This window comes from Streptomyces sp. NPDC048002, assembly GCF_040653275.1.
Taxonomy (GTDB): domain Bacteria; phylum Actinomycetota; class Actinomycetes; order Streptomycetales; family Streptomycetaceae; genus Streptomyces.
Genome location: NZ_JBEZNL010000032.1, coordinates 42,154 through 61,923 on the forward strand (window position 1 = coordinate 42,154; position 19,770 = coordinate 61,923).

The window sequence follows — 19,770 nt, forward strand, 5'->3', positions numbered from 1 at the left end:
GTCCCCCGTTCACCCGCTGAACGCGCACTGTTCGACGCAGGGGCCAAATCTGGCCGCAGTCAGCGAACTTGGTCCTCAGGAGGCCCCGATGTCCCCGGCCTCTGACGGTCTCCTGTCCGGCTGCGCGCGCGTGACCCTGCCCAGGTCCGATGCCGGCTCAGGGCAGGTCCACGTCGTCGAGGTCGGGCAGCAACGACTCGATCGCGCTGGACAGATCGCTCGGCAGGTCGCTCGGCAGCTCGGTCGGGAACCCCGACGGCAGCGAGCTGGGAAGTTCGCTCGGCAGCTCGCTGGGCAGTTCGGTGGGGATGCTGAACGAAGGCCTCGCCGAAGGGCTCGCGCTGCTCTGGCCCGGGTTCTCCCCGGGCGAGTCGTCGCCGCCCGAGGCCAGCATCACCACCAGGGCGACGGCCCCGGCGGCCACCAGCACCGCCAACAGGGCGAGCAGCGGGTTGAACCGCCTCCCGGGACCCCCTCCGGGCGGGCCGTCGTCCGGGGGCGTGCCGTCGTAAGGCGGCGGCCCGTCGTCCGGGGGCGGGCCGAAGCCGCCGGTCGGGGGTCCGTAACCACCACCCGGAGGCGGTGTGTCCCCCGGCGGCGGCCCGGGGGGCTGAGGCGGTACGGGCGGAATGGCCATACCGCCCAGCGTCGCCCCCGGGCGGCGATCACGCGAGCAGCTCGCGGAAGTTGATACCCGGCGATGTCACGGACCGCATGATTCCGCGGCATTGCGCGGCGCACGACACGCCGCGCGCCCCGCGTCGCGGCGCGCACTCCGGAGTGCCACGCGCGGGACGCCGCCCCGAAGGGCACGCCCGGCGCGCGGCACCGCGGGCACACCGGCCGGGTCAACCCGGCAAGTCAACCGGACAAGGCAACCCGGCGGGTCAGCCCAGCGAGTCAACCGGACAAGGCAACCCGGCGGGTCAGCCGGACGTGTCAGCGGGGCGAGTCAGCCCTGCGAGTCAGCCCGGCGCGTGTGCCGGGTCAGCCACGGGCGCCCAGCAGGTGGTCCATGGCCAGCTGGTCGAGCTGCTCGAAGGCCATCCCGCGCGCGGCGACCGCCTCGGCGTCGAAGTCCTCGAAGGCGGCGCGGTCGGCGAGCAGCGCCTGGAGGCCGTCGGCCGCGGTGGACTGCGCCAGCTCGTCCAACCGCGAGGCCCGCAGCGCCGCCTGCACCTCCGGGTCGGCGCGGAAGGCGGCCGCGCGCTCCTTGAGGATCAGGTAGTTGCGCATGCAGCCCGCGGCGGAGGCCCACACGCCGTCCAGGTCCTCGGTCCGCGGCGGCTTGAAGTCGAAGTGCTTCGGCCCCGCGTAGCCGGCGCTCTCCAGCAGGTCGACGAGCCAGAAGGCGGCCCGCAGGTCGCCGGCGCCGAAGCGCAGGTCCTGGTCGTACTTGATGCCGGACTGGCCGTTGAGGTCGATGTGGAAGAGCTTGCCCGCCCACAGGGCCTGGGCGATGCCGTGGGGGAAGTTGAGCCCGGCCATCTGCTCGTGGCCGACCTCGGGGTTCACCCCGTACAGCTCGGGGCGCTCCAGGCGCTCGATGAACGCGAGCGCGTGGCCGACGGTGGGCAGCAGGATGTCGCCGCGCGGCTCGTTGGGCTTGGGCTCGATGGCGAAGCGCAGGTCGTAGCCCTGCTCGGTGACGTACTCGCCCAGGAGGTCGAAGGCTTCCTTCATGCGGTCCAGGGCGACGCGCACGTCCTTGGCGGCGCCGGACTCGGCGCCCTCGCGGCCGCCCCAGGCGACATACGTCCTCGCGCCCAGCTCGGCCGCCAGGTCGATGTTGCGGATGGTCTTGCGCAGGGCGTAGCGGCGCACGTCGCGGTCGTTGGCGGTGAACGCGCCGTCCTTGAAGACGGGGTGCGTGAAGAGGTTCGTGGTGGCCATCGGCACGGTCATGCCGGTGGCGTCCAGGGCCTGCCGGAAGCGCTTGACGTGCGCCTCGCGCTCGGTGTCGGAGGATCCGAAGGGGATCAGGTCGTCGTCGTGGAACGTGACGCCGTGGGCGCCCAGCTCGGCCAGGCGCTGCACCGTCTCGACCGGGTCGAGGGCGCGCCGGGTGGCGTCGCCGAAGGGGTCCCGTCCCTGCCAGCCGACGGTCCACAGGCCGAAGGTGAACTTGTCCTCGGGGGTGGGCTGGTAGTTCATGCCGCGGCTCCTTGCGTGCTCCGAATGCTTGCTGCCGACTATTTCGTCATGGCGCTTTACAAATTAGTATGCCCTCGCGTCCCTGGGAAGAGAACAGCTGTCCGCGGGTAAGGACACGAGCCGCAGGGAACCCGAGCCGCACAGGAGGAGAGCCGGATGTCAGCAGCCGAAGGACCGCTCGTCGTCGGCGTGGACACGTCCACCCAGTCGACCAAGGCCCTCGTCGTGGACGCGGCCACCGGGGAGGTCGTCGCGAGCGGCCAGGCCCCGCACACGGTGTCCTCGGGGGCGGGCCGCGAATCGGACCCCCGCCAGTGGTGGGACGCCCTGTGCGAGGCGCTGCGCCAGTGCGGTGACGCCGCGCGCGAGGCGGCCGCGGTGTCGATCGGCGGGCAGCAGCACGGCCTGGTCACGATGGACGAGCGGGGCGAACCGGTCCGCCCGGCGATCCTGTGGAACGACGTCCGCTCCGCCCCGCAGGCCCGCCGGCTCGTCGAGGAGCTGGGCGGCCCCAAAGGCTGGGCGGAACGCACCGGCAGCGTGCCCGGCGTCTCCTTCACGGTGACGAAGTGGGCCTGGCTGGCCGAGCACGAACCGGAGGCCGTCCGGGCGACGAAGTCCGTCCGCCTCCCCCACGACTACCTCACCGAGCGCCTCACCGGCCTCGGCACGACCGACCGCGGTGACGCCTCCGGCACGGGCTGGTGGGCGTCCGGGACGGAGGCGTACGACGAGGAGACCCTCGCGCACGTGGGCCTGGACCCCGCGCTGCTGCCCCGCGTGGTGCGGCCGGGCAAGGTCGCCGGCACCGTGCGCACCCATCACGACCTGCCGTTCTCCAAGGGAACCCTGGTCGCCGCCGGCACCGGCGACAACGCCGCCGCCGCGCTCGGCCTGGGCCTGCGCCCCGGCACCCCGGTGCTCAGCCTCGGCACCTCCGGCACCGTGTACGCCGTGGCCAGGCACCGGCCCGCGGACCCGACCGGCACGGTCGCGGGCTTCGCCGACGCGCACGGCGACTGGCTGCCGCTCGCCTGCACCCTGAACTGCACCCTCGCCGTCGACCGCGTGGCGGCCCTGCTCGGCCTGGACCGCGAGGCCGTGGAACCCACCGCGGACCTCACGCTCCTGCCCTACCTGGACGGCGAACGCACCCCGAACCTGCCCGGCGCCTCGGGACTGCTGACGGGCCTGCGCCACGACACGACCGCCGGCCAGCTCCTCCAGGCCGCCTACGACGGCGCCGTGCACTCCCTGCTCGGCGCGCTGGACCTGGTGCTCGACGCGGACGCGGACCGCTCGGCCCCGCTGCTGCTGATCGGCGGCGGCGCCCGCGGTACCGCCTGGCAGCAGACCGTACGCCGCCTCTCGGGCCGTCCCGTCCAGGTGCCCGAGGCGAGGGAACTGGTGGCGCTCGGCGCCGCCGCCCAGGCGGCCGGCCTGCTGACCGGCGAGGATCCGGCGGCCGTCGCCCGGCGCTGGAACACGGCCGCGGGACCGGTGCTGGACGCCGTCGAGCGCGACGAGGCGACCCTGGCGCGGATCGCCGGGGTACTCTCCGACGCGGGACCCCTGCTGGAACGGGACTCACCGGCCCGGTGACGGCCCGCTCCGCGACCGCACGCACCCCGACCCAGGACTGACGGAGGCATGACCGCACCGCAGCACGAACCCCATCCGTCCGGTCCCGGACGCGCGCTGCCCGACACCCAGCAGGGCATGCGCCGCCGCAATCTGGCCCGGGTGATGCACACCGTCAGCGCCGAGGGCCCCCTCTCCCGGGCCGGGGTCGCCTCGCGGATCGGACTGACGCGGGCCGCGGTGTCGACCCTCGTCGACGAGCTGATCCGCTCGGGCCTGCTGGAGGAGCTGGGCCCCGAGCGGCCCGGCCGTGTGGGGCGGCCCGGTTCCGCCCTGGCGGTCAGTGCCCGCGGCCCGGCCGGGCTCGGCGCCGAGATCGGTGTCGACCACCTCGCGGTGTGCGCGGTCGATCTCCGGGGCGAGGTCCGGGCGAGCGCCGTGCGGTACGGCGCGAACCGCGGCCGCTCCCCCGAGCCCGTGATCCGGGAACTGACCGAACTGGTGCACGGCGTCGTCGCGGAGGCCGCACTACAGGGGCTGTGGCCCGCGGGGTTCGCGGTGGCCGTGCCCGGTCTGGTGGCCCGCGACGGCCGCACGGTGGTGCGCGCGCCGAACCTCGCATGGCACGACGTCGACCTCGGGGCGCTGCTGCCCGAACCCTGCCCGCCGACCGTGGACAACGAGGCGAACTTCGGGGCGCTGGCCGAACTCTGGCTCGGCGAGGGGACCCCGCGCGACTTCCTGCACGTGTCGGCGGAGATCGGCATCGGCGCCGCCGTCGTGGTGGACGGGCAACTGCTGCGCGGGACACGGGGATTCGCGGGCGAACTGGGGCACGTGCCGGTACGGCCGGAGGGGCCCGCGTGCCCGTGCGGCGGGCGCGGCTGTCTGGAGCAGTACGCCGGGGAGGAGGCGGTGCTGCGGGCCGCGGGACTGGAACCGGGCGAGGACCGGGTCGGCCTGCTCGCCGGACGCGCGGCCGAGGGGGACGCGGAGGTACGGGGCGCGCTGCGCGACGCGGGCGCCGCCCTCGGCATCGCGCTGACCGGTGCGGTGAACCTGCTCGACCCCGAGAACGTGGTGCTCGGCGGCGCGCTGGCCGGGCTCGCCCCCTGGCTGCTCCCCTCACTGGAGGCCGAGCTGAACGGCCGTACCGCGGGCGCGGCGTGCCCGGTCTCGGTGTCCCGGCTGGGCCCGGAGGGTCCGCTGCTCGGCGCCGCGCACTCGGTGGTGCGGGGCGTACTGGACGATCCGGCGGCGGTCGCGGCACGGGGCTGAGGGCGGACGCGCTCGCGGAAGTCCACACTCCGGGCACCCGGAACCGCCCCTCCCCACGGCCCCGTTCACTCCTGCGGGTGGCCGAGTTTTCCACACCCCGGGCACTGTCCACGGACCGACGGCGTCCTCGGACGGCCAACCCCCGCACGCCGTAACGTGATCCACGCGAGGCCCCCGCCCCGCACCCGGTCGGCGCCTCCGCCCCGCCGACCGGCCGTCATCCGCAGCTGCTCCGTCCGCGACCGAGAGGCACCACCTCAACTGCTGCCTCAACTGCTTCGTCCGCAACCGAGAGGCACCACCTCACATGCAACGGGACCGACCACCGACCAGCACAGGGCAGGGCGGCAGACGACTGCTGCTGAAGGGCGCGGCACTGGCCGCCGTTCCCTACGCCCTGCTCCCCGAGCCGCGGGCGGGCGCCCACATACCGGGCCCCGACCACCCCTCCGCCGAGTGGCAGCCCGCGAACCCGGCCAACTACACCGCCGCCGGCCGTCCGGTGGACCACGCCATCGGCCTCGTCGTCATCCATGTCACGCAGACCGACTACCGCAACACCCTGCACGTCTTCGGCAACCCGGCGAAGAAGGTGTCCGCGCACTACCTCGTCCGTTCCTCCGACGGGCACGTGGCGCAGTGCGTGCGCGAATCGGACATCGCCTGGCACGCCGGCGACTGGGACCACAACACCCGCAGCATCGGCATCGAGCACGAGGGCTGGGTGGACCGCCCCGCCTGGTTCACCGACCCCCTGTACGCGAAGTCGGCCGCGCTGACCGCGGCGATCTGCGCCAGACACGGCATCCCGAGGGACAGGAGGCACATCATCGGCCACCACGAGGTGCCCGGTACCGATCACACCGACCCCGGACCGCACTGGGACTGGAGGCGATACATGGAACTCGTCCGAGCCGCCTGAACGGGCCGGCGCGTCAGCCGTCCGGGTGACGGCGGTCGAAAAGGTTGTCCGGGCCCGGACTCGGAGTGACGATGTCCCCACATGGCATCGCCATCGCATCGCCGTCCGGGGAGGCCCAGTTGACCGATCCGTGGGTGGCCCTGGAGCCGGGGGCCGACCCTGCCGAACGCGCGCGGACGCTCCGCCGCGCGCACGAGACGTTCACCCTGGCGGGAACGGTGCCGAAGCCGGTGCGCGCCGTGGTGGCCGACTCCTGGCGCCGTTCCGCGAGAGCGGGCGTGGGGCCCGACGGGACGGCGAGCGTGGAACTCCTGGACAGTGACCTGGCCGCCTACCGCGCGGAGCATCCGCTGGCCCGGGTGATGCCGCTGTTCCGTGAGCTGATGGGCTCGTTCGCGGCGGACGGGGAACACCTGCTCGCGGTGTGCGACGAACACGGCAGGCTGCTGTGGGTCGAAGGACATCCGACGACGCGGCGGAAGGCGGACCGGATGAACTTCGTGCCCGGCGCCCGCTGGTCGGAAGCGGCGGTCGGAACGAACGCTCCGGGCACGGCGGTCGCGGTCGACCGGCCGGTCCAGGTCTTCGCGGCCGAGCACTTCATCCGGCGGGTGCAGCCCTGGACGTGCGCGGCGGCACCGGTGCACGACCCGCGCACCGGGCGGGTGCTGGGAGCCGTCGACATCACCGGCGGCGACGGGCTGGCGCACCCGCACAGTCTCGGCTTCGTCCAGGCGGTGGCGAGGGCGGCCGAGTCCCATCTGGCCCTGCTCGAACCGGCGGGGCCGGCGGCCGACACGCACGAGCTGTCCGCGCTCGGCCGTGACGAGGCTCAACTGACCACCGGTGGCCGCCGGATCCGGCTCAGCCGTCGGCACAGCGAGATCCTCGTCCTGCTGGCCCGCCATCCGGAGGGCCTGACCGGCGACGAGCTGCTCTGCGCGCTGTACGAGGACGAGTCGGTGACCCCGGTGACCCTGCGGGCCGAACTGGCGCGGCTGCGAAGGACCCTGGGCCCGGCGCTGCTCGCCTCGCGGCCCTACCGGCTCACCGTGCCCGTCGAGTGCGACGTGTCCGTGGTCGAGCGGCGGCTGGCCGCCGGGGCGGTCAGCGCGGCGGCGACGGCGTACACGGGTCCGCTGCTGCCCGGCTCCCAGGCACCGGCGGTGGTGCGGGTCAGGCAACGGCTCGCCGACGGAGTGCGCTCGGCGCTGATCGCGCGCCGGGACCCCGACCTGCTGGCGGACTGGGCGCACGCGCCGTGGGGCGAGGACGACCTCGACGTGTGGCATGCCCTGGCCGCCGTACGCCCGACGGCCACGGTCCGCTCACGGCTCGCCGCGCTGGAGTCGGAGCTGGCGGCTCCCCGGGTCCGGGCGCCACGCTGAACACCGGGGTGTCGGCGGGCCGGCACCCCGGGCCCGCGATGTCGACGGTCGCGCCCCCGGCCCCGCAATATCCTTCACCCGGCCCCGCGCGACGTCCTTCGCCCGGCCGCGCGCGACGTCCTTCACCCGGCTCCGCGCAACGTCCTTGCAACCTCCCGCTGCCTAGCCTCGCGGCGAGCGCTGTCCAACGGCGGGCAGCACCGCAGCAGGGAGGCAGACCGGCATGACCCGTTACGCGGCACCCGGCACCGAGGGCGCGATCGTCTCCTACCAGGCGCGCTACGACCATTTCATCGGCGGTGAGTACGTGCCGCCGCTCCGGGGGCAGTACTTCGAGAACCCCTCCCCCGTGAACGGGCAGCCGTTCACCGAGATCGCGCGGGGCACGGCGGAGGACGTGGAGCGGGCCCTGGACGCGGCGCACGCGGCCGCCCCGGCCTGGGGCCGGACCTCGGTGACCGAACGCTCCGACATCCTGCTGAAGATCGCCGACCGGATGGAGACGAACCTGGAGCGGCTGGCGGTCGCCGAGAGCTGGGAGAACGGCAAGCCGGTGCGCGAGACGCTCGCGGCCGACATCCCGCTCGCCATCGACCACTTCCGCTACTTCGCGGGGGCGATCCGCGCGCAGGAGGGGTCGCTCGGCGAGATCGACGACGACACGGTGGCGTACCACTTCCACGAGCCGCTCGGGGTGGTCGCGCAGATCATCCCGTGGAACTTCCCCATCCTGATGGCGGTGTGGAAGCTCGCCCCGGCCCTCGCCGCGGGCAACGCGGTGGTGCTCAAGCCGGCCGAGCAGACCCCGGCCTCCATCCACTACTGGCTGAGCCTCGTCTCCGACCTGCTGCCGGCGGGCGTGGTCAACGTGGTGAACGGCTTCGGCGTGGAGGCGGGCAAGCCGCTGGCGTCCAGCCCGCGCGTGGCGAAGGTGGCGTTCACCGGTGAGACCACGACCGGCCGGCTGATCATGCAGTACGCCTCGGAGAACATCACCCCGGTGACCCTCGAACTCGGCGGCAAGTCCCCGAACATCTTCTTCGAGGACGTCTGGCGGGCCGACGACGACTTCCGCGACAAGGCCCTCGAAGGGTTCACCATGTTCGCGCTGAACCAGGGCGAGGTGTGCACCTGTCCCTCGCGGGCGCTCGTCCAGCGGGCCCACTACAGCGAGTTCATGGAGGCGGCGGTCGCCCGCACCGAGCTGATCAAGACCGGCCACCCGCTCGACACGGACACGATGATCGGCGCCCAGGCGTCCAACGACCAGTTGGAGAAGATCCTCTCCTACCTGGACATCGGCCGTCAGGAGGGCGCCCGCATCCTCACCGGCGGGGAGCGCGTCGAGCACGACGGCGAACTCAAGGGCGGCTACTACGTCCAGCCGACGATCTTCGAGGGCAACAACCGGATGCGGATCTTCCAGGAGGAGATCTTCGGCCCGGTGGTCTCGGTGACCTCCTTCGACGACTTCGACGACGCCATCAAGATCGCCAACGACACGCTGTACGGGCTGGGCGCGGGCGTGTGGACCCGGGACGCCAACACCGCCTACCGTGCCGGGCGGGCGATCCAGGCGGGCCGCGTCTGGACCAACTGCTACCACGCCTACCCGGCGCACGCCGCGTTCGGCGGCTACAAGGGCTCGGGCATCGGCCGCGAGACGCACAAGATGATGCTGGAGCACTACCAGCAGACGAAGAACCTCCTGGTCAGCTACTCCCCCAGGAAGCTCGGGTTCTTCTGAGCGGTGAGCGGCCGTGCCCACGGCGACGCCCGTGCGTCGCCGTGGGCGCGGCCTTCGGCCGTGTTCACGTGACCCGGCCCGGGGGTGGGGGCGTGGGGTCGTAGGCCGAGTCGCGGAGGATCGTCGTCAGGCGCTCGGCGGCGGTGAGGAGTTCGGTGTGGGTCGTGTAGAGCGCGTTGACGCCGAAGCGGAGCAGGTCCGGCGGGCGCCTGTCGACGACCACGCCCCGGTCCGCCAGGGCGCGGGCCAGGCCGTGGGCGTGCGGGTGGCGCAGTGCCACGTGGCTGCCCCGGCGGGCGCCCTCGCGGGGAGTGACCGGGGTGACGCCCAGGGGGGTGAGGAGTTCCTCGGCGCAGTCCAGGAAGAACTCCGTCAACGACAGGCTCTTGGCGCGCAGTTGTTCCAGGTCCACGTCCTCGAAGACGGTGAGGGCGGCCTCCAGGGCCAGCAGGGAGAGGACGGGCGGCGTGCCGATGCGGGCGCGGGCCACGCCCGGAGCCGGCGTGTAGTCCGGGTCCATCGCGAACGGGTCCGCGTGGCCGTTCCAGCCGGTCAGGGGCGTGTCCAGGACGTCGTGGTGGCGACGTGCGGCGTAGAGCCAGGCGGGGGCGCCGGGGCCGCCGTTGAGGAACTTGTAGCCGCAGCCGACGGCGAGGTCGACGTCCAGGGCGTCCAGGTGCAGCGGCATCGCTCCCGCCGCGTGGCACAGGTCCCACACCACGACCGCGCCGGCCCGGTGCGTGACCTCGGTCAGGGCGGCCATGTCGTACAGCTCGCCGGTGCGGAAGTCCACCGGTGAGTAGCTGACCGCGGCCACCCGCGTGCCGTGTGCGGCGAGGAACCGGTCCAGGTCGTGCGGGGCGACCCGGTGCACCTCCGTGCCGTCCCGGAGGCGGGCCACCGCCTCGGCCAGGTAGCGGTCCGTGGGGAAGTGGCCGGGGTCGGTGACCAGCAGGGGCCGGTCGGGCCGCAGCGCCGTGGCCGCGCCCAGCGCGGTGTACAGCTGCACGCTGGTGGAGTCCCCCGCCACCGTCTGGCCCGGCGCCGCGCCGACCAGGCGGCCGATGGCGTCGCCGATCCGCAGGGGCGCCTCCCACCAGCCGTGCTCGTTCCAGGAGCCGATCAGGCCGGTGCCCCACTGGCGTGCCACGGCGTCCGCCAGGGCGGGCTCGACGGCGGCGGGCAGCGGTCCGAGGGAGTTCCCGTCGAGGTAGATGACGCCTTCGGGGAGCAGGAAGCGTTTGGCGAGCGGCGCCAGAGCGTCCTCGGCGTCGGCTCGGGCGGCCCGGCCGGACAGAGAGCCGGTGGCGGACGCGAGAGGCCCGGACGTCCCCCGGCTCCCCGGCCGGGGCGGCAGCGGTGACCGGGGCCGGGAGTCGAGGGCCTCGGACATCTCCCACAGGGTGGCGGCGACCGCGCGGGCGCCGGGGGCGTCGGGCTCGATGAGGGTGTAGTGGCCGGTGCCGGGCAGCACGACCGTCCGGAGGTCCTCGTGCACGGCCGTGTAGTCGGCGAACTGGGTGAGCGGGACCTCCTCGTCCGCGGCACCGTGCAGCAGCACGGTCGGCACCCCGGTGGTACCGGTTCCGCGCAGCAGCGTGAGAGGGTCGGTCTCGGGCAGCCGGGCCTCGAAGACGTCCTCCCCGCCGAGGAGTTGCAGCGCGGCCCCCTCGCTGAGGTCGTCCCGGCGGGTGGCGGTGAGGTCGGTGATCGGGGCGAGCGCGAGGACGCCGGCCGGGAGGGTCGTGGTGTGCCACCGGGAGCCTTCGGGAAGGAGTCCGCGGGCCGCGCACCACAGGGCGAGGTGGCCGCCGGAGCAGTGCCCGGCCAGCAGGTGGGGCCGGCCCTCGGGCAGCGTGTCCACGATCCGGGCGACGTCGTCGAAGGTCTCCGGGTAGCCGCCGGCGCCGCCGGAGCGGCGGAAGCCGGGCAGCAGCACATGAAAACCCTGCCGCGCGAGCCAGGCCGCGAAGGGGGTGAGGTGGGTGCGGTCGTAGCGCCAGTAGCCGCCGTGCAGCAGGATGACCAGCGGGGCGCTCGGGTCCTGGGCGGGCCAGGCGTCGTAGCGCTGGTGCGGGTGGTCGCCGTAGCGGCCCTGGACCGGGGCGAGGACCGGCTTCAGGCTCAGTACCCGCCGCTCCTCCTCCGCCGCGAAGGCCGAGATCTCACTGGACGGCACCGCGGACCTCCCACAGTTCGGGGAACACCGGGCGCGTGGCCCGCTGTTCGAGCCACGCGAGTCCCGTGGAACCGGCGCTGCCGCTCTTGGCGCCCATGGCCCGGCGGACCACCATGACGTGGTCGAAGCGCCAGCGCAGGACGAGTTCGGCGATGTCGGTGAGCAGTTCGCCGAGGGCGAGCAGCGGATGGTGCTGCGGGCCCGCGTAGATCCGCCTCCACACCTCGACGACGCCCGGGTCCGCCTCGTAGGGCGCGGTCGCGGCCCGTTCCCGTACGTGGGCCGGGACCGGCAGGCCCTGCCGGTGGAGATAGCCCAGCACCTCGTCGTACAGGGAGGGCTGGCGGTGGGTCTCGCTCAGCGCCTCGTGCGCGACCGGGTCACCGCGGTGCGTCCCGAGCATCGCCTCGGACTTGTCGCCGAGGAGGAACTCCAGGTGCCGGTACATCGCCGACTGGAAGCCCGACGCCCTGCCGAACGCCGCCCGGAAGCCGTTGAACTGGGCGGGTGTCAGGGAGGCCAGCGGCGCCCAGGTGGCGTTGAGGGCGGTCAGGGCGCGGCGGCTGCGGGTGAGGGCGTCGGTGGCGGCGTCGAGGTCGTCCTTGGCGAAGGCGGTCCCGGCGGTGCGCCACTCGTGGACGATCAGCGTGAACCACAGTTCCATCACCTGGGTGGTGACGACGAACCCCATCTCGTCGGGTGCCTCGGTGAGGGGCTGCTGGAGGTGGTTGAGGACGGACGCGCGCACATAGGTGTCGTAGGGGCTGGGGCCGTCGAAGGGCCGGGTCAGTGTGTCGTCCGCGGCCTGCGGGGCCGGTGCGGACGTGCCGTCTTTCATGGTGGGGGTCTCCTGATGACTGCGGCGGGCGCTACGGCGGGAAGGTCCGCGCCCGGCGGCGGGCGCGGGGCTCACGGGCCGAGGTGGACACCGCCCGAGGCGTCGATCCACTGGCCGGTCACCCAGCGGGCGTCGTCGCTCGCCACGAACGCCACGATGTCGGCGATGTCGGCGGGGGCGCCGAGCCGGCCGAAGACGGAGGCCGCCTCGTAGCGCCGGCGGATCTCGGGGACGGCCAGGGTCGGGTTGATCTCCGTGTCGGTGTAGCCGGGCGCGACGCTGTTCACCGTGATGCCCCGCGCTCCCAACTCCCTGGCGAGGGACAGGGTGAGGTGGTCGAGGGCGGCCTTGGTCATGGTGTAGGCGACGATCGGCGGGAGGGCGACGCGGGTGGCGGCGGAGGAGACGTTGACGATCCGGCCGCCGTCCCGCAGCCGTCGCAGGCCGCGCTGCACGATGAAGAAGGGCGCCCTCGCGTTGAGGGCGAACACCCGGTCGTAGTCGTCCTCGGTGATCTCGGCGATCCCGCGCGGAACGGTGATGCCGGCGTTGTTGACGAGGATGTCCAGGCCGGGTTCGGCGTCCTGGCGGGCGAGTGCCTCGTCGAAGGCGGTCCAGAGGGCGTCGGCGTCGCCGGGCACCCCGAGTTCGGCGTGGACCGGGAAGGCGTGTCCGCCGTCGGTCTCGATCTCCTTGACGGTGCGGGCGGCGGCTTCGGCGTCGTGCCCGTAGTGGACCGCCACGAGGGCTCCCTCACGGGCGAGCCGGCGGCTGATCGCCCGGCCGATGCCGCGGCTGCCTCCGGTGACCAGGGCGGTCCTGCCCGCGAGACGAGGGGAGTTGGTCATCTTGCTCTCCTTCTGCCGGAGTGACGGAGGTGCGGAGTGACGGAGGGGCGGAGTGACGGGGTCGGGTTGGTGCGACCCGCGGGGGTGGCGGGGCCGGCCGGTGTGGACCGCGGGCCGGGTGCCGTCAGGTGTCGAAGTCGACGGTGACCTCGGCACCCAGGGGCCTGGCGCGGCAGGTGAGGGTGTAGCCGGCGGCCAACTGCGCGCCGTCCAGGGCGTACTGGACGCCGGTGACGACCTCGCCGGTGACGACCTTGGCGCGGCAGCTGCCGCAGATGCCCTCGCGGCAGGCGTGCGGGACGTCCGGGTGGTCGCGCAGCAGCGCGTCGAGCAGCGTCGGTTCGCCGGGCCGGGCGGTGACGACCCGGCGGTGCCCGTCGTACAGGGCGGTGATCCGGGTGGCGTTCGCGGTGGGCGGAGCCCCGGGCACCGGCACGGGGGCCGGGACGCCGCCGGAGGTGAACAGTTCGGAGCGGATCTCCTCGGGAGCGGCTCCCGCCTCCGTCAGGGCCGTACGGACCGTGTCGGTGAGGCCGGCCGGCCCGCACAGCGCGAAGGTGGTGCCGGGACCGGGCCGGGCGTCCAGGGCCGCGAGCAGGCGCGCCAGACCGGCGGCGTCGATCCGGCCGGCCAGGGCCGCGCCCGCCTCCCGGGTGAGGACGTGCAGCAGGGTGAACCGGTCCACGAACGCGTCTTTGAGCAGGGCGAGTTCGTCGGCGAGCAGCGCCTCCGCGGCGGTGGGCACCGAGTGGACGAGGGAGACCCGGCAGTCCGGGTCGTCGCGCAGCGCGCCCGCGGCCATGGCGGCCAGTGGGGTGACACCGGAGCCGCCCGCGATCAGCACATGGTGCCCTCCGGTCCGCTCGGGCAGCGCGAAAGTGCCGCCGGGCGGGGTGAGTTCGAGGTGGTCGCCGGCCTTCAGCGCGGTCAGCGCGTGCGCGCCGAAGCCGTCCGGGGAGCCCCGCTTGATCACCAGCCGCAGCGCACCGGGGTCGCCGGGAGGGGGGCACACCGAGTAGCTGCGGCGCAGTTCCCCGTCCGCGCGGTGGTGCCGGACGATGACGTGCTCGCCCGGCCGGTGGGCGAAGGTGTCCCGGAGTGCCTCGGGGACGCCGAGGGTGACGGCGACGGCGTCCTCGGTGAGCCGTTGGACGGCGGTGACGGGGAGCCGGTGGCGGTCGGTGCGCCGGCGGGCACCGGCCGGGACGACGGAGTTCACGCGGGGCCTCACAGCGCGGTCAGGTGGGGGAACAGCTCGTGGCAGGCGGTGCAGTGGAGCACCGACTGGCAGCGGGACGGGCCGAAGGCGCTGTGCGGCCGGGTGGCCCGGGACCCGCAGTGCGGGCAGGGCACCCCGGTGAGCCGCACGAGCACCGGACCGTCCCCCGGTTCCGGCACGGGCGGTGCGATGCCGTGGGCGGCGAGCGCCTTCCGGCCGGCCGCGCTGATGCGTTCCGTCGTCCACACCGGGGACAGCACCTGCCGTACCCGTCCGTCCGGGTGGCCGCAGTCCGTCAGGACGTCCCGGATCGCGGCCGCCATGGCGACCAGCGCCGGGCAGCCCAGGTAGGTGGGCGTGAACTCCACTTCGATGCGTCCGTCGGCTCCGGGGCCGACGGCTCCGATCACCCCGAGGTCACCGAGGGTGAGGAAGGGCAGTTCGGGGTCCGGTACGGCCTCCACGCGCGCCCGGACCTCGGCTGCCGCACGTCGGGTACGTCCGCTCACCAGGTGCCTCCGGGGAACTGGCGCCGCACCGACTGGAGTTCGGCGATCAGCGGTCCGAACTCCTCGCTGTGCAGGCCCGCCCGGCCGCCCCGGGCCTGCCAGCGGGGCGCCGGCACGGTCAGTCCGGCCCGGGAGATCACCGCCGCGGTGCTCTCCTCCCACCGGGTCCGCAGCGGGGCCGGTGAGGGCACGGCGCCGGCGGCGGCGAGGGCACGGACCACGTCGTCCTCGTCGAAGGGTTCCGCCGTGTACGGCCACACCAGGTCCAGACCCTGTTGCATGCGGCGGGCGCTCTCGGCGGTGCCGAGTCCGAGCCGTACGGTCCAGGTGTCGGCGTGCAGCCGGTGGAAGGCGACCTCCTGGGCGGCCCGCCTTCCGAACGCGGCGAGTTCGGGGTCGGTGCAGCCGCCGAGCGCCTCGTAGTACGCCACCGCGTAGTGCGTGTAAGCGAGTTGGCGGGCGACGGTGGCCGCGAAGTCGCCGTTGGGCAGTTCGGTGAGGAGCAGGTTGGTGAACTCGCGGTCGGTCCGCGCGAAGGCGAGGTCGTCCTCGTCGCGACCGGTGCCGTCGAGGCGTCCGGAGAGGGTGAGCAGGATCCGGGCGTGGCCGACGAGGTCCAGTGCGATGTTGGACAGCGCCAGGTCCTCCTCGATGGTGGGCGCCCGGGTGATCCACCGGCACAGCCTCTGCCCGAGGACGAGTGCGTCGTCGCCGAGGCGCAGCAGTTGGACGGCGAGCAGGGCGTCGGGCCGGACGCCGGACGCCTCGGTGACCGCCCCGGCAACCGCCCCGCTGACCGTACCGCTGACCGTCCCGGTGATCGTTCCGGTGCCCGTCGTGTCACTCATCGGGGTCACCGTCCGGGCCCTTCTCGGTGGAGAGCGGGGGGAAGTAGTGCGGGTAGCGGTACGGCTTGTGCCGGGCGCCCGCGAAGTAGGGGTCGTGTTCGTCGGGGGACGCGGTGTGCACCGCGTCGGAGCGGACCACCCACAGCGACAGCGGATCGCCGCGGCGCGTGTACAGGTCGCGGGCGCGCAGCAGGGCGGTGTCGGGGTCGAAGGCGCGCACCGAGCCCACGTGGTGGTGGGCGAGCCCGCGCCGGGGCCGCAGGAAGACCTCCCAGGACGCGGGGGCGCCCTCGGGCCGCGGGCCGCTCATGCGCGCACCTCCGTCCGGCCGGCGCCGGGCCCGGCGCCGTCCCCGGTGCGGGCCGCGTACGCCGCGGCGGCCTCCCGTACCCAGGCCCCGTCCTCGTGCGCGGCACGCCGGTGGGCGACGCGCCGGCGGGCCCAGTGGGTGTCCTCGCCGAGCGCCCCCCGGTAGACGTCCCAGTCGACCGGGGTGAAGTCGTGGTGGCCGCGCTCCTCGTTCCAGCGGATCGCCGGATCGGGCAGGGTCAGACCGAGACGGGCGGCCTGCGGGACGCAGGTGTCGACGAAGCGCTGGCGCAGTTCGTCGTTGCTGTGCTGCTTGATGCCCCAGGCCATGGAGCGGCGCGAGACGGCGGCGCCGACCGCCGCGGTGCGCGAGACGGCGCCGCCGGCCTCGGTGTCGGGCGGCCCGAACATCAGCGCCACGGCCGGCAGCCACCAGCGGTTCACCGCGTCCTGCGCCATCTCCCGCTGCGCCGGGGTGCCTTCGCACAGGGCGCGGATCAGGTCGTAGCCCTGGCGTACGTGGAAGGACTCCTCCTGGCAGACGCGCCGCATCGCCCGCGCGTAGGGCCCGTACGAGGTGCGGCACAGCGGTGCCTGGTTGATGACGGCGGCGCCGTCCGTCAGCCAGGCGATGGTGCCGGTGTCCGCCCAGGTCAACGCCGGGTGGTTGAAGGTGGCCGAGGCGCGCTGGCGGCCCTCGTGCAGGGCGTCCAGCAGGTCGGCCCGGTCCACGCCGAGGGTCTCGGCGGCGGAGTACAGGTACAGGCCGTGGCCGGCCTCGTCCTGGACCTTGGCGATGAGCACCGACTTGCGGTGCAGGGAGGGGGCCCGGGTGAGCCAGGCGCCCTCCGGCTGCATGCCGATGATCTCGGAGTGGGCGTGCTGGGCGAGTTGGCGGAGCACCATGCGGCGGTAGCCGTCTGGCATCCGGTCGCGGGGTTCGACGGCCTCGCCGGCGCCGACGCGTGCCTCGAACCGTTCCAGCGCCTCGTCCTCGCCGAGGTGCGCGGGGCCGGCGGGCGGTGCCGCGCTCATGCCGTTCCTCCCCGCCCGGTCCGACCCGGGTGGGGGACGTGCGCGCCCCCGCAGCGGTCCTCTCGCCTGAGCACCGACATCACTCTCCGATCCTCCTCCGGCCACCGGGGCGGACGCCTCGCCCGGCGGGTCGGGCGTGGCCTCCGTCTCGGTAAAGAGGCCCCGCGGAGGGGGCGCAATCCCCCGGACCGTCGGGCCGGTTGCGTGACAAGCGTCACAGGGGTCGCGCGGATTGCGGCCCGGTGCGGTCGCCTCTTGTTCCGGTGACGGGCGGAGGACGCGGCGCGATCCGCCCGGCGACCGGTCCGGCAAGGCGAAGAGGGGTAACCGATGAGCACCGTCAGGGAGTTGCTGGTCGAGCTGACCGGCACGGAGGAGTACGCGGACGCCGGGCGGATCGGCGACGACGTCGACCTCGCCGCGAGCGGCATCGACTCCGGGGACCTGGTGCGGCTGGTGCTGCTGCTGGAGCAGCGGGCCGGGGTGGAGATCACCGCCGACGACATGGAGACCCTGCGCACGATCGCCGACTACGAGCGCTTCGTGTCCGAGCGGTCGGCGGCCGGCGCGGGTGGCGGTGCCTGATGTGGCTCACCCAGCTGCTGGAACGCAACCGGCAGTGCTTCCCGGAGCGTACGGCGCTGATCGACGAGCGACGCTCGGTCACCTGGCGCCAGTTCCACGACCGTACGCTCGAACTGGCCCACGGGCTCGCCGAGTCGGGCATCGAGCCCGGTGACCGGGTCGCCGTGCTGTCCAAGGACCGGATCGAGGTGCTGGAGACCTACTTCGCGCTCGCCCGGCTCGGCGCGCTGTTCGTGCCGCTGAACCACAGCCTGACCGTGCCGGAGGTCACCGGGATCGTGGCCCGGGTCGGCGCGGTCGCGATCGTGGGCGAGTCCGAACTCCTGGACCGGCACGTGGAGTTGCCCGCGTGCGTACGGACCAGGACGGCGCTGGACGCACCGGAGTTCGAGAAGCTGGGCGGTACGGCGCCGCGGGTCGCGCTTCCCGCCGTGGCGGACACCGATCCGGTGGCCGTGCTGCACACCTCGGCGACCACCGGGCAGGCCAAGGGTGTCACGGTGGACAGCGGCTCGTTCCGTGCCATCGCCCTGGGCTGGCTCGTGTCGGCCCGGCCCACCGACGACATCGTGATGGTCAACTGCTGTCCGCTGTACCACGGCAGCATGACCGTCTCGCTCACCTACATGGCGGTCGGCGCGACCATCGTGCTCATGCCCGGCTTCACCCCTCAGCGGGCGCTCGCCTCGGTGGAACGCCACCGGGCGACGCACATGTGGCTGGTCCCGCAGATGCTGCGCTTCATGCTCCAGGCCAAGGGCGCGGACCGCACCGACCTGTCGACCGTTCGGGAGATCCTCTACGGCGCCGCCCCCATGCCCCTTGACGTGTACGAGGAGGCCGCAGAGCGCCTGGACTGCGGCTTCCGGCAGGTGTACGGCATGACGGAGGTCGGCGGCCCGTTCGTGACCCTGGGTCCCGACGAGCACCCCTCGCCCGGTGACGGCGCCGCCCGCATCCCCTGCGGACGGGTGGTCCCCGGCATGTCCGCCCGCGCGGTGGGAACGGACGGGACGGAGGTGCCGGGCGGTGAGATCGGCGAGATCGTGGTGCGCGGGCCCGGGGTGATGCAGGGCTACTGGAACGATCCGGAGGCCACCCGGGAGATCCTGCTCGACGGCTGGATCCGCACCGGCGACCTGGGGTTCGTGGACGAGGCCGGACGGATCCACCTGGTGGACCGCACCAAGGACCTCATCATCCGGGCCGGCCAGAACGTCTACCCCTCCGAGATCGAGCGGGCCCTGATGAGCCACCCGGCGGTGCGGGACGCGGCGGTCGTCGGAACGGCGGACGCGGACTACGGCGAGGTGCCGTTGGCGTACGTGGTGGCCGAGCCGGACACCCGGTCCGCGGACCTCCTCGCTCATGTCGCACAGTTGCTCGCGCCCTACAAGCGGCCGCGACGGGTGGAGTTCATCGAGCAGGTGCCCCGCAACCCCGCCGGGAAGATCATGAAGAAGCTGCTGCGGGCCTGAACCCCGAGCGCCCCGTGACGGTCGTCCCGGCGGCCGGGTCCGGGCCCGGCCCGCTCGTGGTCGCTCAACTGGCTCTGCTGGGAGCGGAGTTGTCTGCCGCCGGACTCGGTGCGGGCGTCGCGCTCGGCACCGAGCCGGGGCTGGCACCCGCCGGGCCCGGCGAGTCGGCCGCGCTCTCGTCGATGCCCGCGCGCCGCCGGTCCGAGTTCCTCGCGGGCCGGCTCGCCGCACGCCGTGCGCTCCGCGCGGTCGGGCTGGACTGCGGGGACGTGCCCCGGGCGGGCCGACTGCCGCTGTTCCCGCCCGGCCGGGCGGCCTCGATCTCGCACAGTGCGGGCGTCGCCCTCGCGGTGGCCCGTGCGCCCGGCCGCGACACCCCGCTCGGCTGCGACCTGGAACTGTGCCCGCTGCCGCCGGGGGCGGCCCGGCTGGTGCTGCGCGCGGACGAGGAGCACCTGTTGCGCGAGTGGTCCGTCACGGCCCTGTTCTCCGCCAAGGAGGCCGCGTGGAAGGCCCTGCTCGGGCCGCGGGCCGCGCGGACCCCGGCGGGCGGCCACCCCGGCACCGACCCCGGCACCCTGCGCGATCTGCGGGCCGGGCCCGGTGGCGCGGGCGGCCTGCGGGTCCGGACCCGGGACGGCGCGGGCCGCCCCTGGGCGGGGAGCCCCGTCGTACGGGTCCGGGTGCTCGCCGTCGGGCCGGGCGTCCTGAGCGTGGTGATGGCCGCGGGCGCCGGCTGACCGCCGGCCCAGGGCGCGCCGCTCGCCGAGCCACCCACGAAGCAAGCCCCTGCCCCGCCCGACCGCCGGGCGACCGGACCGCCGGACAGCCGGACCTCCAGGGCAGGGGCTT

General features: G+C 74.2%; 18 protein-coding genes and 1 pseudogene. 8 read left to right on the forward strand and 11 right to left on the reverse strand.

The genetic code is table 11. From position 1 onward, the window contains the following. Positions 1-157: 157 nt before the first annotated feature. Entirely contained in the window at positions 158-637 is a 480-nt protein-coding gene (locus AB0E07_RS29760; protein WP_362258926.1) for a hypothetical protein, read from the reverse strand. A gap of 350 nt (positions 638-987) precedes the next feature. Continuing rightward, positions 988-2,154, reverse strand: coding sequence for a xylose isomerase (gene xylA, locus AB0E07_RS29765; protein ID WP_362258929.1), 1,167 nt, complete (start codon positions 2,152-2,154; stop codon positions 988-990). A 156-nt stretch (positions 2,155-2,310) separates the two neighbouring features. Here xylA and xylB point away from each other — a divergent pair, with 156 nt between their 5' ends. The 5 genes from xylB to adh all read left to right on the forward strand — a co-directional run bounded on the left by xylB (position 2,311) and on the right by adh (position 9,070). Then, positions 2,311-3,756: a xylulokinase gene (gene xylB / locus AB0E07_RS29770; protein ID WP_362258932.1), complete on the forward strand. Its 1,446-nt coding sequence runs from the start codon at positions 2,311-2,313 to the stop codon at positions 3,754-3,756. A gap of 48 nt (positions 3,757-3,804) precedes the next feature. Further along, positions 3,805-5,013, forward strand: a complete 1,209-nt coding sequence (locus AB0E07_RS29775) for an ROK family transcriptional regulator (RefSeq protein WP_362258934.1) — start codon at positions 3,805-3,807, stop codon at positions 5,011-5,013. Positions 5,014-5,320: 307 nt separating this feature from the next. Further along, positions 5,321-5,935 carry an N-acetylmuramoyl-L-alanine amidase gene (locus AB0E07_RS29780; protein ID WP_362258937.1) on the forward strand — a complete coding sequence of 205 codons (615 nt, stop codon included), beginning with the start codon at positions 5,321-5,323 and terminating at the stop codon, positions 5,933-5,935. Between the two features lie 71 nt (positions 5,936-6,006). Continuing rightward, positions 6,007-7,323 carry a GAF domain-containing protein gene (locus AB0E07_RS29785; protein WP_362258940.1) on the forward strand — a complete coding sequence of 439 codons (1,317 nt, stop codon included), beginning with the start codon at positions 6,007-6,009 and terminating at the stop codon, positions 7,321-7,323. Between the two features lie 223 nt (positions 7,324-7,546). Next, a complete protein-coding gene (gene adh / locus AB0E07_RS29790; protein WP_362258942.1) occupies positions 7,547-9,070 on the forward strand; it encodes an aldehyde dehydrogenase in 1,524 nt (507 codons plus the stop codon). Positions 9,071-9,134: 64 nt separating this feature from the next. On the opposite strand, the gene kynU is transcribed toward adh, so the two are convergent. From kynU to paaA, 9 genes and pseudogenes are all read right to left on the reverse strand, one after another. Continuing rightward, positions 9,135-10,367, reverse strand: a complete 1,233-nt coding sequence (gene kynU, locus AB0E07_RS29795; RefSeq protein WP_362259018.1) for a kynureninase — start codon at positions 10,365-10,367, stop codon at positions 9,135-9,137. An 84-nt stretch (positions 10,368-10,451) separates the two neighbouring features. Further along, positions 10,452-11,249 (reverse strand): annotated as a pseudogene (locus AB0E07_RS29800) (alpha/beta fold hydrolase); the annotation flags it as partial. Then, entirely contained in the window at positions 11,236-12,087 is an 852-nt protein-coding gene (locus tag AB0E07_RS29805; RefSeq protein ID WP_362258945.1) for a tryptophan 2,3-dioxygenase family protein, read from the reverse strand. The pseudogene AB0E07_RS29800 and the gene AB0E07_RS29805, both read right to left, overlap by 14 nt. Positions 12,088-12,158: 71 nt before the next feature. Continuing rightward, entirely contained in the window at positions 12,159-12,935 is a 777-nt protein-coding gene (locus AB0E07_RS29810) for an SDR family oxidoreductase (RefSeq protein WP_362258948.1), read from the reverse strand. A gap of 124 nt (positions 12,936-13,059) precedes the next feature. Then, positions 13,060-14,154, reverse strand: coding sequence for a 2Fe-2S iron-sulfur cluster-binding protein (locus tag AB0E07_RS29815; RefSeq protein WP_362258951.1), 1,095 nt, complete (start codon positions 14,152-14,154; stop codon positions 13,060-13,062). Positions 14,155-14,162: 8 nt separating this feature from the next. Beyond that, positions 14,163-14,663, reverse strand: a complete 501-nt coding sequence (paaD, locus tag AB0E07_RS29820) for a 1,2-phenylacetyl-CoA epoxidase subunit PaaD (protein WP_362258954.1) — start codon at positions 14,661-14,663, stop codon at positions 14,163-14,165. Beyond that, on the reverse strand, positions 14,660-15,511 hold the full coding sequence (paaC, locus tag AB0E07_RS29825) for a 1,2-phenylacetyl-CoA epoxidase subunit PaaC (protein WP_362258957.1): 852 nt from the start codon (positions 15,509-15,511) through the stop codon (positions 14,660-14,662). Before paaC ends, paaD begins: the two co-directional genes overlap by 4 nt. Then, positions 15,504-15,821, reverse strand: a complete 318-nt coding sequence (locus AB0E07_RS29830; protein ID WP_362258961.1) for a 1,2-phenylacetyl-CoA epoxidase subunit B — start codon at positions 15,819-15,821, stop codon at positions 15,504-15,506. Before AB0E07_RS29830 ends, paaC begins: the two co-directional genes overlap by 8 nt. Continuing rightward, positions 15,818-16,855, reverse strand: a complete 1,038-nt coding sequence (gene paaA, locus AB0E07_RS29835; protein WP_362258964.1) for a 1,2-phenylacetyl-CoA epoxidase subunit PaaA — start codon at positions 16,853-16,855, stop codon at positions 15,818-15,820. The genes AB0E07_RS29830 and paaA overlap by 4 nt, the downstream gene beginning before the upstream one ends. A gap of 330 nt (positions 16,856-17,185) precedes the next feature. Here paaA and AB0E07_RS29840 point away from each other — a divergent pair, with 330 nt between their 5' ends. The 3 genes from AB0E07_RS29840 to AB0E07_RS29850 are packed head-to-tail and all read left to right on the forward strand — an operon-like array spanning position 17,186 to position 19,658. After that, on the forward strand, positions 17,186-17,440 hold the full coding sequence (locus AB0E07_RS29840; protein ID WP_362258967.1) for an acyl carrier protein: 255 nt from the start codon (positions 17,186-17,188) through the stop codon (positions 17,438-17,440). Continuing rightward, complete coding sequence (locus AB0E07_RS29845; protein ID WP_362258969.1) at positions 17,440-18,918, forward strand: AMP-binding protein; 1,479 nt, start codon at positions 17,440-17,442, stop codon at positions 18,916-18,918. The genes AB0E07_RS29840 and AB0E07_RS29845 overlap by 1 nt, the downstream gene beginning before the upstream one ends. A 14-nt stretch (positions 18,919-18,932) precedes the next feature. Further along, on the forward strand, positions 18,933-19,658 hold the full coding sequence (locus AB0E07_RS29850) for an enterobactin synthetase (RefSeq protein WP_362258972.1): 726 nt from the start codon (positions 18,933-18,935) through the stop codon (positions 19,656-19,658). Positions 19,659-19,770: the final 112 nt, after the last annotated feature.